13 protein-coding genes and 1 tRNA gene are annotated in these 12,951 nt (G+C 65.5%); 11 read left to right on the top strand and 3 right to left on the bottom strand.

The window, feature by feature from the left end:
* The first annotated feature begins 2 nt into the window (after positions 1-2).
* The 5 genes from AC3G7M_RS15390 (at position 3) to apaG (ending at position 5,689) form a co-directional block, all read left to right on the top strand.
* Positions 3-1,268, top strand: a complete 1,266-nt coding sequence (locus AC3G7M_RS15390) for a cystathionine gamma-synthase family protein (protein ID WP_489213012.1) — start codon at positions 3-5, stop codon at positions 1,266-1,268.
* Positions 1,268-2,824, top strand: a complete 1,557-nt coding sequence (locus AC3G7M_RS15395; RefSeq protein WP_489213013.1) for an FAD-dependent oxidoreductase — start codon at positions 1,268-1,270, stop codon at positions 2,822-2,824. Before AC3G7M_RS15390 ends, AC3G7M_RS15395 begins: the two co-directional genes overlap by 1 nt.
* Before the next feature lie 11 nt (positions 2,825-2,835).
* On the top strand, positions 2,836-4,035 hold the full coding sequence (locus AC3G7M_RS15400; RefSeq protein WP_489213014.1) for an NAD(P)/FAD-dependent oxidoreductase: 1,200 nt from the start codon (positions 2,836-2,838) through the stop codon (positions 4,033-4,035).
* Positions 4,036-4,050: 15 nt separating this feature from the next.
* The gene (locus tag AC3G7M_RS15405) at positions 4,051-5,175 is read left to right on the top strand and encodes an NAD(P)/FAD-dependent oxidoreductase (protein ID WP_489213015.1); all 1,125 of its coding nucleotides are present in this window, start codon (positions 4,051-4,053) and stop codon (positions 5,173-5,175) included.
* A 109-nt stretch (positions 5,176-5,284) separates the two neighbouring features.
* Positions 5,285-5,689, top strand: coding sequence for a Co2+/Mg2+ efflux protein ApaG (gene apaG / locus AC3G7M_RS15410; RefSeq protein ID WP_489213016.1), 405 nt, complete (start codon positions 5,285-5,287; stop codon positions 5,687-5,689).
* A gap of 89 nt (positions 5,690-5,778) precedes the next feature.
* Here apaG and AC3G7M_RS15415 read toward each other — a convergent pair whose 3' ends face one another.
* On the bottom strand, positions 5,779-6,006 hold the full coding sequence (locus AC3G7M_RS15415; protein WP_489213017.1) for a hypothetical protein: 228 nt from the start codon (positions 6,004-6,006) through the stop codon (positions 5,779-5,781).
* A 347-nt stretch (positions 6,007-6,353) separates the two neighbouring features.
* On the opposite strand from AC3G7M_RS15415, the gene AC3G7M_RS15420 reads away from it, so the two are divergent.
* A complete protein-coding gene (locus AC3G7M_RS15420; protein WP_489216069.1) occupies positions 6,354-6,572 on the top strand; it encodes a ribbon-helix-helix domain-containing protein in 219 nt (72 codons plus the stop codon).
* Between the two features lie 26 nt (positions 6,573-6,598).
* On the opposite strand, the gene AC3G7M_RS15425 is transcribed toward AC3G7M_RS15420, so the two are convergent.
* Complete coding sequence (locus AC3G7M_RS15425; RefSeq protein ID WP_489213018.1) at positions 6,599-9,508, bottom strand: AsmA family protein; 2,910 nt, start codon at positions 9,506-9,508, stop codon at positions 6,599-6,601.
* A 320-nt stretch (positions 9,509-9,828) separates the two neighbouring features.
* Here AC3G7M_RS15425 and AC3G7M_RS15430 point away from each other — a divergent pair, with 320 nt between their 5' ends.
* On the top strand, positions 9,829-10,635 hold the full coding sequence (locus AC3G7M_RS15430) for a TerB family tellurite resistance protein (RefSeq protein WP_489213019.1): 807 nt from the start codon (positions 9,829-9,831) through the stop codon (positions 10,633-10,635).
* A gap of 21 nt (positions 10,636-10,656) precedes the next feature.
* On the opposite strand, the gene AC3G7M_RS15435 is transcribed toward AC3G7M_RS15430, so the two are convergent.
* Positions 10,657-10,959, bottom strand: a complete 303-nt coding sequence (locus AC3G7M_RS15435) for a YggT family protein (RefSeq protein ID WP_489213020.1) — start codon at positions 10,957-10,959, stop codon at positions 10,657-10,659.
* 125 nt (positions 10,960-11,084) lie between these two features.
* On the opposite strand from AC3G7M_RS15435, the gene AC3G7M_RS15440 reads away from it, so the two are divergent.
* The 4 genes from AC3G7M_RS15440 to AC3G7M_RS15455 all read left to right on the top strand — a co-directional run bounded on the left by AC3G7M_RS15440 (position 11,085) and on the right by AC3G7M_RS15455 (position 12,937).
* Positions 11,085-11,160: transfer RNA gene (locus AC3G7M_RS15440), tRNA-Ala, on the top strand.
* A gap of 121 nt (positions 11,161-11,281) precedes the next feature.
* The gene (locus tag AC3G7M_RS15445) at positions 11,282-11,482 is read left to right on the top strand and encodes a hypothetical protein (RefSeq protein ID WP_489213021.1); all 201 of its coding nucleotides are present in this window, start codon (positions 11,282-11,284) and stop codon (positions 11,480-11,482) included.
* 192 nt (positions 11,483-11,674) lie between these two features.
* Positions 11,675-12,097, top strand: coding sequence for a PAS domain S-box protein (locus AC3G7M_RS15450; RefSeq protein ID WP_489213022.1), 423 nt, complete (start codon positions 11,675-11,677; stop codon positions 12,095-12,097).
* Positions 12,098-12,172: 75 nt separating this feature from the next.
* Complete coding sequence (locus AC3G7M_RS15455; protein ID WP_489213023.1) at positions 12,173-12,937, top strand: pentapeptide repeat-containing protein; 765 nt, start codon at positions 12,173-12,175, stop codon at positions 12,935-12,937.
* Positions 12,938-12,951: the final 14 nt, after the last annotated feature.

Consider the following 12,951-nt stretch of genomic DNA (forward strand, 5'->3'; position numbering starts at 1 on the left):
CCATGGCGGACTCCGCACAGGGCAAAGGCTTGTCACTGGAGACGCTGGCGATCGGCGCCGGCTACGACCCGGCCGAGCATAATGGCGCGGCCAAGCCGCCGATCTATATGACCTCCACCTTCGTCTATCCGTCGGCCGCCGTCGCGCGCGCCGTGCATCAGGCCTTTTTCGATGGCGACGTGCCGGAAAAATCCGGCAAGAACGGCTTCATCTATGCGCGCCTCGACCACCCCAACCTGGTCATGGCGCAGACGCGCATCGCGGTGCTGGATCGCGCCGAGGATTCTGCCCTCTTCTCCTCCGGCATGGCGGCGGTCTCCACCCTCGCCCAATGCTTTCTGCGGCCGGGCGACAGCGTCATGCATAGCCGCCCGATCTATGGTGGCACGGACATGCTGCTCAATACCCATATGACGGAGATGGGCGTTCACCCCTTCGGCTTTACCGATGGCGTGGACGAGGCGCATCTGACGCAGGTCGCTGACGCCGCCATGGCCAAAGGTCCCCTCACGCTGATCATGGTGGAAAGCCCGGCCAACCCGACCTGTGCCATTGCCGATATAGCGCTGATCAGCCGGCTGGCGGACCGCATTGCCCTCGCCCAAGGGCAGCGGCCGATCATTTCGGTGGATAATACGTTCCTGGGGCCGTTCCTGCAGAGCCCGCTGGAACATGGCGCCGATCTGTGCCTGACCTCGCTGACCAAATATGCCGGCGGCCACAGCGATTTCATGGGCGGCAGCATCAGCGGGTCGTCGGCCCTCGTCGGGCGGTTGAAAAAGCTCCGCACGCTGCTCGGCAATCACGCCGATCCGCATAATTGCTGGATGCTGCTGCGGTCGGTCGAAACCATGGCGCTGCGCACCGAACGCGCGGTCGCCAATGCGAAGACGATCGCGGCTTTCCTGCGCGGCCATCCGAAGGTGATCCGCATCACCTATCTGAATTTTCTGGAGGACGGCAGCACAGCGCGCGCGGTCTATGACCGGCAATGCGCGGGACCCGGCTCCACCTTCTCCTTCGATGTCGAGGGCGGCGAGGCCGGCGCCTTCCGTTTTCTGGATCAATTAAAGCTCCTGCGCTTCGCCGTGAGCCTGGGGGGGACGGAAACCTTGATCTGTCATCCGGCGACGACCACCCATTACGCGGTGCCGGAAGAGAACCGCCTTGCCGTGCATATCGGCCCCGCCACGATGCGCGTCTCTGTCGGCATCGAAACGGCGGCCGACCTGATCGCCGATCTTGCCCAAGCGCTGGAGGCTGTCTGATGGAAGACGAAGACGTCGTATCCGACTTTCACGCCATCGGCGAAAAGCATATCCGCGCGGACGAACGGACCGAGATTGTCGTCATCGGCGCCGGCCGCGCAGGGCTGGCCGCGGCCATTGCTGCCGCGAAAGGCGGCGCACAGGTCATGCTGGTGGATGAAAATCCGCTCGGCGCCGGGCTGATCGGCATGGATGTGCCGCTGCTCTTCGGCAATCGCTGGACGCCGGCGGTGCAGAACCAGGGCCGCATGCTGGAACAGGTGCTGACCGCCAATCCTGGCCTGGAAGAGGCTTTCGAGCTTGGCATCGATGTCAGGCTCGGCACCTATGCCTGGGGTGCCTTTACCGGCGGCCCCAATCTGCGCTCCCTGCCCGAGCCTGTGGTGGGTCTGGCCGATGAGACGCGCTCCTGGCTGGTCGGATTCCGCCGCCTGATCATCGCGACTGGCGCGCGCGACCTGGTCTATTCCTTCCGGGGGTTTGAGACGCCCGGCGTGGTCGGCGCGCTGGGCCTGACCGCGCTCATCCAGACTTATGCGGCTTTCAACGGCCAGCGTATCGTCATCCTCGGCAGCGGCGATTTGGCGGTTGCGACGGCCACGGCCGCGCTCGACGCCGGGTTTGAGGTTACCGCCCTGGTCGAGGTGCGGGACAGGCCGCAGGCGGATGTTTCGACGCTGGTCGCGCGCGGCGTCGAGATCGTCACCGGCCACGCCATCCTGGAGGCGGAGGGCAATGCCGAGGGCGTCACCGCCGCCCTGCTGGCCCCGGTTGCCGGCGGCGCGCCGCGCCGCATCCTGTGCGATACGATTTGCCTCGCCATCGGCGCCGTGCCGGTGATCGATCTGGCCGATGTTGCCGGCGCCCACATTCGGCGGGACGAAGCCGGCGCCTTCGTGCCCGGCACGCTGCCCGCGGGGATCTTCGTTGCGGGCGACGCGGCCGGATTAGGCTCTGACGCCACGGCCACCGGGATGGCGGCGGCCACCGCCGCCCTCGCCTCGCTCGGCCATCCCGCCGCGGCGGAGGCAGTGCCGAGCGCTTGCGCGCCCGTCTTGCCGCCCGATACCGACGCCTACCGGATGGACTGGATGCGCGCCCTGCTGGAGACCGGCGGGCGGGACGTCATCGCCTGTTCCTGCGAAGAGGTGTCGCGGCGGGATCTGCTCGATGTGCAGCCGCCCCGCTACCTCGCAGCACCGACCGCGCGCCATAACAGCCTGACGCAGCTCGCCGAGGATGGACCTGTCAACCAGGACCAGATCAAGCGGCTGACCCGCGCCTGCATGGGGCCCTGCCAGGCCCGCCGCTGCCGCGAGCAGGTGGCGATGATCATGGCGATCGGCACGGACCGGCCGCTCAGTTCCATCGCGCTGGCCGGCTACCGTGCCCCGGTGCGGCCGCTGCCGCTCGGTGTGCTGGCCGCAGACTCTGAGACGCTCGGCATGGTCGAAGGCTGGAACGTCTGGTTCGGCATCCGCAGCCAATGGATTCCCTATGACGATATCGGCACGGAGCGCGAGACGCAGCGCGCCGGCCGGATGACGCATTTCTGAGGGGCTGGGAAATGTCGGAAATCAAGAAACAGGCGTCGGTCATCGTCATCGGCGGCGGCGTCACCGGCCTCAGCGCCGCCTGGTGGCTGGCGCGCGACGGTGTCGATGTTCTGGTCATCGAGAAGGGCATCGTCGGCTGGGAGGCATCGGGCCGCAATGGCGGCGGCTGCACCCATTACCAGAGCCCGCTATTCCATGAGGAGCAGCGGCTGTGGCCGCAGATGGATGAGCTGCTGGGCTATCCGACCGAGCACCGCGCCGAACGCGTCATCATGGCGCTGACCGAGCAGCAGCTCGCACAGTATCAGGATCATGGCGAGATCTGCGCCAGGATGGGCTACCGCTACGAAACGCTGGACCCAAAGCAGACGCGCGAGCTGGTGCCCCTCGCGGGCGATAACGTCGTCGGCTCGGTCTATTATCACTTCGGCGGTCAGGCCAATCCGCAGCGCACGGTGCAGGCCTATGCCTGGGCCTTGCAGGACCTTGGCGGCCGCATTCTGCAGCACACGGCGGTGTCCTCGCTCATCGTCGAAGGCGGCAAGGTTAAGGGCGTGGAAACCTCACTCGGCCGCTTCGACTGCGACCATCTGGTGCTTGCCGCCGGCCCCCAGACCGGCGCGCTGCTGGAAACGATCGGCCTTTATCTTCCCGTGGCCCCGGCCCGGGCCGAGATGATCGTGACCGAGCCGCTGCCCCTGATGAAAATCGGCGGCGTCGACGGCAACGGGCTGTACGGACGCCAGACGTTGCGCGGCAACCTTGCCTATGGCGGCGGCCCGCATGAATGGCTGGCCGACACGCCGCCCGAAGGTGGCGCGGTGACGCGCCCGTCCACCCAGCTGCTGCAGAACCTGTCGCGCCGGCTGGTCGAGCTGTTCCCCAAAGCCGCACATGTGCGCGTCATCCGGTCCTGGGCCGGCATCATCGAAAATACGCCCGACGGTCGCCCTGTCATCGACCGGCTGTCGGAGCCCGACAACCTGACAGTCACCACCATGAGCAGCGTCGGATTCGGCCTCTCGCCGGCGACGGGACATGCGATTCGTGATCTTGTCCTGGAGGGACGCTGCAGCTTCGCCGATATCGGCAAGCTCAGCCTCAGCCGTTTCGCGAACCTGCCGCGCGATTGGCGCGTGCGGCAGGGCTGGGTTCCGCCTATCCTGCCGGATTATGAATCGGATGCAGGCGCGTATCTGGCGCAGGCTTGAGGAAGGGCGAAGGCAATGGCTGCCAAAGGGAAAGTTCTGATCGTCGGCGCGGGGATCGCGGGTCTGTCGACCGCCTGGAGCCTGAAGCGGCGCGGCTATGATGTCGATATTTTCGACCGGGGTCCGATTCCGAACCCGGTCAGCTCATCCTGGGATGAGCATCGCATCTCCCGCCATGCCTATGGCGAGTTCGAGGGCTATGCCCATCTCATGCCCCATGCTTTCAAGCTGTGGGACCGGCTGTGGAAGGATCTGGGCGCCACGCATTACGAGCCGACGGGTGCGACCTATTTCATCCATGAAGAGACGCCCTGGTATCATGGCACCGCCACGGCGCTGACCGAGATGGGTATCCGCTATCGCGACATTCCGCTCGGAAAGGCCGAGCAGCGCTATCCGATGATCAATCTGGAAACGGTGACGCGAGTAGTGGAAACCGGCGGCGCCGGCATTCTGTTTCCCTATCGCATCATCCGCGGCCTGATCAATTTGCTGGGCTCCCAGGGGGCCAGTTTCCATGCCCTGCATGATGTAACCGCGATCGATGCCGAGAAAGGCACTCTTGTCGCCAATGGCAAGACCTTCACCGGCGATTACGTGGTCATCGCCGCCGGCGCCTGGGCCGACCGGCTGGTGCCGGAGCTGCGTCAGGAGGCCGTGCCCTCCCGCCAGGCCGTCATTTTCCTGGCCCCACCGCCTGACCTGACGGAAGCCTGGCAGGAGGCCGGCGTGATGGCCGATATCGGCGACGACACCAGCTGCTACATTCTGCCGCCGCGCCGCGGCATGCGCCTGAAAGTCGGCGACCATGTCTTTACCCGCCGTGGCGATGCGGACGAAGACCGCCGCGCCACGGAGCAGGATGTGGCACGCCTGACCGGCCTATTGCCGCGCGTGCTGCGGGACTACGGCCGCTACCAGGTCCTGGAGCGCAAGGCCTGCTATTACACGGTGACAGATGACGAGCATTTCATCCAGAAGCCGCTGGGGCCGAAGGGCTGGCTGATCAGCGCCTGCTCGGGCCATGGTTTCAAGCTGGGCGCCCTGACCGGCGAGCTGGCCGCGCAGGCCATTACGGCGGAGCGGCCGGCCGCGGAGATTACTGAAATCGCCGCCGGCCGCCGCCGGATTGCGGCCTGACGCGGGTGTGATTGCCGCTCTTCGCCGCTGAGCGTAGGCTGCCACTCCCGGGGCAGCCTCACGCCATACCCGCCACACGCCCAAAGGACCGCTGACAGGGCGGAGCATCATGACTGACGCCTATATCGAGACCACGCGGGGCATCCGCGTCACCGTGCGATCCTTCTACCTGGACGACCAATCCCAACCCGACGAGGGCCGCTTCGTCTGGGCTTACCGGGTGACGATCGACAATCAGAGCCAGCAGTCCGTTCAGCTCCTGCGCCGCAGCTGGCGGATCACCAATGCCGCGGGCCGCGTTCAGCGTGTACATGGCGATGGGGTGGTGGGGGAGCAGCCGGTGCTCGATCCGGGGGAGAGCTTTGAATATACCTCCGGCACACCGCTCGACACATCAACCGGATTTATGGCTGGCAGCTATGAGATGGTGGCTACCGCGACCGGCGACGTCTTCGAGGTCACGATTCCGACCTTCAGCCTGGACAGTCCCCACCAGAAACTGATTCTGCACTAAGCGCTGCGCAAGGCGCTCTGCCGCCATGCTGTGCCGGCCGGCGGCAGCAGGGCCAGCATGCGGCTGGCCCTCTCCATCATTTAGGCACGTCAGGCGGCGGCACGGGTCGCCACGGTCTTGACCGGCGGACGCGCCGCCAGCGGGGCCAGGCGATAGGCCCGGCTTGCGGCTTCGCGGACTTGGGACAGATCGGCAAAGCGCTGGCCGTCCAGGTCCTTGAGACGGGAATCGACACCGACAAACCGGTAGCTGTCCCCGTAGAAGGCTGCAGCACCGACGAAAACACCGTCGATTTCAATTACGTAAGACTGTTTCACCGAAATCTCCTGGCGAAGTCCAAACCGGCCGGCATCGTCCCAAATGGGGCTTGCCAAGCCTGAGCTGCATCTAGTCGAGAGGCTGTTGGCGGGGAAAGAAAATTATTTGTGACCAAGGAATTATGCTTATTTTTTGATGTCACACATGAAGAAAGTGCGGGCCATTTTCGATGCAATTACGTTACTAAGTTTACACCGCTTTGGCTATGGCAGAACGCATGGGGCAATCTCTTCACCCCACGCAAATTGTCTGTTCGCCTGCTTGTTCAATACACCTCTCCCGGCATAGCCGACAGGCGCCCGCTTTCGTGTTCATCGCACTGTCACTCTACGGAACTCATTACGCGATGTTGATTAAAAGAAGCTTCACGATCGCGGGTCACCGTACTTCGGTGGCATTGGAATCTGAGTTTTGGGCCGTGCTCGAAGCGTCCGCGCGGCGGCGCGGGGAGACGCTGGCGGCGCTGGTGATGGTGGTCGATGCTGAGCGCGCCGAGGCCCGTCCGCTGGCATCCGCTTTGCGTGTCTGGGCCTTGCGCGATCGGTCGTCAGAGGACGGCGCCTAGCCGGCGGCGCCTAGCCGGCCGCGCCTCTAGCCGCCTGGCGGGGTCGCGACAATCCAGGCGGCGGGGCTGTGGACAGGACCGCGCAACACGGCAGCACCAGCCGCGGCGCCTGCCGGCTTGAGAGCCAGATCGAGATTGCAGATGCCGCGCACCAGATCGACCTGACCGGTCACGCCGAGGGCGCCCGCGCTCCCGGACAGGCTAAAGTCGCCGATGCCGAGTTCCCCCTGATTGAGGGTGGCAGAGACGGTCAGCCGGTCAAACGGCGTCGCGCCACTGAACAAAGCCTTGCCGGCGGAGGCTGAGGATAGGCCGGCCGTCGCACCCGCCGTTGCGGCCAGCGTCAATCCCGGCAAACTTCCGGCCCCTGCGGTGACATCGACTTTACCGGCCAGACTGGCGAGCCAGGAGGCCAGGCTGTAGCCATGGGCGGATAGCGTCACCTGACCGCTCAACCCTTGGATTTTGAGACCATCGGGCAGCCAGTGCGGCAGAGCGCCGACCTGTCCGATCTGACCATTCTCCAGGCCCAGCTCGGCTTCCGCCTGCGGCGGATCAGCCCGCGTCACCTTGATCGCACCGAAAGCCTCGCCCCCCAGCACCTGGGCATGTTCCAGCGCCAGTCGCAGGACACCGTCAGAGACATCAAGATTGCCCCTGATCTTGGTGGCCACCGGCGTCAGGTCATCGGTAATGGCGCCAATGCCCAGGTCCAGCGTGGCGTCCCAGCCCTGCAAAAGGTCCATGGGCAAAGGCTCTGCCGCGTCCGGGTGAGGCCAGGGCAAAGCAGCGAAGGACAGCGCCCCCGTCACCCGCCGCTCATCTGGCGGCCCCTTGGTCTGACGCGCCAGATGGCCACTGCCATGAAGAAGGCCAAGACTGAAGGTGAGCGGGCTGACGCGCCAGCTGCGGCCGTCGGTCGCGGCGTTCGCCACGACAGAGAGCGAGCCCTCCCCCAGCCAGGCACCGGATTGGCTGAAGCCCAGAGCGGCCATCAGCCGCCGCGCACTCGGATGCTGCAGCGTCACGGCGCCCTGCCAGCGGTCATGCAGGAGGTCGAGCACCGGCTGCGCGGAAAAGCTCAAATCACCCAGGCTGCCCTGCAGGTTCAGCGCCAGGGCGCTGGTCGGTCCTGCTGCGCTGACGGTGGCCGACAGCGGATCGGACCAGATATCCGTATTGAGGTTGCCCAGCAGTGCCGGCAGCAGATCCACGATCGGCGTCGCATGCGGCGCGGTCAGCACCACGCGGCCATTGCTCACAGCGCCTTTCGCATCCATGGCGCCCGAGGCCAGTATCTGCATGCCGCCGTCCTGGGCCGCGAATTGCCTGAGGTTGAGGCTGCCATTGTCGATCGCGCCATCGAACAGCGCATGATCCAGGCGGTCGCCACCGAGCCAAACCTCATCGGCCGAAAGCTGCAGATCGGCTGTGATACCCGTAAGCTGGTGGGCCAGCACATCGGGTCGTGGCGGGCTGACCAGCCAGGCGCCCGGCAGCCAATTTCCCAGGTCAATGCGTGCGAACGAGAGGCCGGCGGAGATATGCGCGGGCTTGCCCGTGGTCATGACCAGACCACCGGTCATGGTGGTGTCGTTCATCAAACCGTCGATCCCGGTCATCGCGATCTGGCCCGGCGCGGCATCCAGATGCGAATCGATAGCCAGGGTGCTGAGGCCCGACAGCGCATCCGAAAGGTCTGGCACCAGACCCGCCTGGGCCAACCAATGCAGCGTTACGAGCGGAGACGGGGCAGATAGCCGCATCTGCCCGCTGAAGCCCGCTGCCTGCGGATCGTAGTAACCGGAGAGCGACAGTCCGGCCTCGCCCGGCAGCACCGCGGTCAGGGAATCAAGACGGAGGCGCGTCGGCGATGTCGACAGTTTGACGCCGAAATGGCGAAGCAGGCCGTCGCCGTAGAGCGCGGCGTCGGCATCGAGCGACAGCGTCATGGGCAGGCCACGGCCGCTGCCGGATGGGAAGGCTTTGAGCCAGGGGGCTAGGTCGAGCGACGGCGTATGCAGATCAACGGACAGGCGCGGGGTCGAGGTCCGCGCAACCTGGGGGGTGACCAGATGCAACAGCACATCGCCTGTCATGGCCATGCTGCCCAGGGTCGCCGCGATACCGGTCAGATAGACCGTGCGGCCATCGGCCATCAGCTGGCCCTGCGCGTCGAAGCTGAGCGCGGGGGCAGCCACGAAAGCTGAAAGATCAGCGCCCCTGGCCGTGAACTGGCCGGCAAGCTTGCCGTCCTCGTTCAGCAGACCCTGCAGCTCAACCTTAGTGTCGGGGGCGGCGGTACTCGCAAAGGTCATCCGTACCGGCGCGCTGCCCTCCGACGCAGGCCAGGACAGCGCGAGACCGATCTGCCAGGGCAGGCCACCAAGCTTGGCCGTGCCATTGATTTCCAAGGCGTCGTCGGCTCCACCGGTCACAACGGCGAAATCGGCATCGGTCACGCGCAGCGCCCCCAAGGTCAGGGTGGCATGCGTGACATCGGCCGAAAGCGCTGCCAGCCAAGGCGGCGGTTCCACGGCTTCCGGGCCGCCCGGCAGCGGCCAGGGCAATCTGATATCCGGCTTGGTCAGCTCGACATGCGTCACGGCAATACGGCCGGTGATAAGCGCGCCCAGCGACAGGTTCAGCGTCAGGCCGCCGGTCGTCATGCGCACGCCGTCACCGCCGTCATTGATCTTGACCCGCTCAGCGGTGATCGACGGCTGCGGCAGCAGGATAAGGTGGATCTCGCCGTCGATCTGCACGTCCCGGCCGAGAATCTCGCTGGCCACGGCCTGCACCGCGGCACGATGCGCGCTCCAATCCGCCAGCCGCGGTCCGAACCACAGCAGGGCGAAGAGCAGGACGATGCCAGCGAGGACCAGGCCCAGCGCGCGACCGCGCCGCGGCCGTGGCCGCCGCGGGGAACGCGGCACCGGCGGCGTGCGCCGAGGCTCACGCGGGGTCAGAGGCGCAGGCGCTCTCACGACAGGCCTGCCTCATACGTCATAGGTCTGATCGTCATCCGTATTGGACCGAAGCCGCTCCATCGAAACCCTGGCCCGGCATCAGCGCCGCTGCAGAGGGTTTCGTCATACTGGCCAAGGGCATCGCCGAACAGGCCGTTATTGATGCCATCGCCCCCGGCGATGGCATCCGGGCCCGCGCCCTCCTCACACCCGGACGTACCCTGCGGATGCGATGGAGCACTTTTGTTGATATCGCCCTCCGGCGCGCAGCGTGTTAGACCTCGGCCATGCTTTGGGGAAAGATCATCGGCGGCGTCGCGGGGTTTGCCTTCGGCGGTCCGGCTGGCGCCGTCATGGGTGCCGCACTCGGCCATGCGGCCGATTCGGGCGCCATTCCGCAGATTCGGAAGGGCCTCCAGGGCTTTATCCCGGCGCAGTTCGGCGCCGCCTCGGCCCCGCTCAATTCCGCGCGCCTCGCCGCCATGCTGGGTCAGCGCGATCAGCTCTTCGCGATTGCCGCCGTCAGCCTCTCCGCCAAGCTTGCCAAATGCGACGGGCCGGTGAACCGGCAGGAGATCGACGCCTTCAAGCGCGCCTTCCACGTGCCGCCGCAGAATGTGCCGCTGGTCGGACGGCTGTTCGACGAGGCGCGGTCGACATCGCACGGTTTCGAGCCCTTCGCCGACGAACTCGCCCTCGCCTTCGACGACAATCGCGTGGTGCTGGACGAGGTGCTGCGCTCGCTGTTCGTCATTGCCCGCGCCGACGGTCCCCTGAATGCGGCCGAGACCCGCTTCCTGGCAGAGGTCCACCAACGCCTGCGCCTGGACCGTTTTGCCTGGGACCAGGCGATGAGCGGCCAGAGCCGCGCGGCCCGCACGACCGACGATGGCGACCCCTATGCCGAGCTTGGCCTGACGCGGGCGGCGACAAATGAAGAACTGCGCGAGGCGCGCAAGAAGCTGATGCGGGAGAACCACCCTGACAGCCTTGCCTCCCGCGGGGTGCCGCCGGAATTTGTCGCCCGCGCGACCGAGCGGGCCGCGCGCGTGAACGCGGCCTGGGACCGCATCAAGCGCGAGCGTGGACTCTAGCGTGGCCGCGCGGATGGTGGCTCAGAAGCCGCCGCCCATCATCGCCCGCATGTAAAGCTCCGCAATCAGGCGCTGCAGCGCGCCCAGCAGCAGGATTGCGATGATCGGGCTGATGTCGATATTGCCGAGATACGGAATGATCCGGCGAATCGGATTGAGGATCGGCGCGGTGACGCGCTCCAGGAAATCCATCACCGTCCAGACCAGCCGGTTGCGGGTATCAAGCACCCCGAAGGAGGCCAGCGTGCTGAACACGGCGGCCAGGATAATCGCCCATATATAAAGGCTGATGACCTTTTCGATGAGCCAAACGACTGCGTCCATGGGTAGCGCTTTTTCCTCTTGAGCGGCCGGACCCTACCGGGCGGCATGGCTGCATGCAACGGGCGGACGGGGGGCGCATGCTTGACATCGGATCGTAACCCCAGCATTAAGCCGCCGACGGGAACGGGGCTGTAGCTCAGCTGGGAGAGCGCGTCGTTCGCAATGACGAGGTCAGGGGTTCGATCCCCCTCAGCTCCACCATTCCCGCCCTCAACATTTCCAATTGTATCAAGGTATAACGATCTCGTCTTAGGTCGTTTTCTCAAGATTTCGACACAGTTGCGCCACGTCACCGTCACGCGATGCCCGTCAAGTTCCGGTCATGGACACGCGCGACACGAGCTTGCGGATCGAAGCGACAGACCCCAGCCGGGACAGCAGTGGCGCGACCGGACACACGGTCGCAACCGAGACCGCCTGCGGGCCGACGCAGACGGTATTCCAATGGCAGGCGCGGCTGCTGCGCTATCTGCCGGACCCGATCGGACCCAGCCACAGCGTCAAACGCTTCGCACTCCGCTGAGGGCAGCGCCGGTCGGCGATAATGCGCGGCGGCGCTCAGGAATCTGAAACCCTTTCATGATACAGCGCACCAGCCTTTCGTGATATTTGTTTTGATGCGTAAACTGTCTCGGGGACCGTCGGCATAGCGGCTGGCAAGACCGGTCCATGTCCCGAACCCTTGTCTCGGTCACGATGAGAGGATTGGTTTGGCGTGATTGAGACGGACACGATCGTTGCTCTCCTGCTCGACATGTTCACGTTCTCGCCCGTGCCAATGTGCATTTCCATGGCCGGCCCGCACGCCCGCTACCTCCAGGTGAACGACGCCTATCTGGCCCTCGTCGGCTATAGCTGGGAGGCGTTGCGTGACCAGGACATGACATCAGCCGGTGCGGCCATCCACAGCCCGGAGCGGGACCGGCGCATGCAGATGCTGGCGGAACACGGCAGCTATTCACAGGAAGAGGCGACCATCCGCCACGCGGATGGGCGTCTGTTTTACTGCCTCATCTCTGCGCGCCGCGCGACCATCGATGGCGAGAGTTATGACGTCGAGATCTTCCTCGACATCACCGAGCGCAAGCGCCTCGAGCGCGAGATCGAATCCTATTTGCGCCACGGCACCGCCCGCTGACGGACCTGACCCCGCACTTGACCCGCAGGCGCGCCTCTGCTCGGTCATCGTGACGACCGGGGAAAGGTGCCGCGCGTGGACAGGTCTGAGCTGAAGGAACGCCTCAGGGGTGGCGAGACGGTCACGCAGATGCGCTTCGCCGATATCGACTGGGCGGATCTGGATGCTGAAGGCGCGCAGTTCCTGGAGTGCTGTTTTGAGGATGCGCAGTTCTCCAACACGCATTTTTCCGATGCCCGCTTCACCCGATGCCAATTGCCTGCCGCCCGCTTCGTCCGAACACCGCTGACTGATGCGCATTTTACCGATTGCGTTTTCGTCGGGCCTGGCCAGACGACCCGTGGGGCGACATTTTTCATGAGCGAATTGCGCCAGGCCCGCTTCACGGCGTGCGACCTTTCCTTCGCCCAGTTCGAGCGGGCGGATCTCTTTGCTGTTGTCTTCGACCAATGCCAGATGCGCGGCGCCCGTTTCACCAAGGTGGACTTCAGCCGCGCGGTCAGCCGCAAGCTGGTTCAGACCCAGGCGACGTTCCGGCATTGCAATCTCGAACTCGCCGATCTGGCGGAGGCATCGCTGACGGGCGCGGACTTTACCGGCAGCCGGCTGCGGGAGACGGACCTCTCCACCGCCCGATTGACGGACGCCATTTTCCGCGATGCCGACCTTTTCCAGGCCATTCTGGACGGAGCGACCCTGGACGGCGCCGACCTCAGCGGCGCCGAGATCAGCGGGCTGCGGCTGTGTGACCTCGCTGGCTTCGCCGGGCTGAAGGTCACACAAAGCCAGCAGCATGTTCTGCTGGGCGGCATCGGCATCGACGTCCTGCCCGAGCCCTGATAGCCAGAAGCGTA

It is taken from the genome of Acidisoma sibiricum (assembly GCF_057837225.1).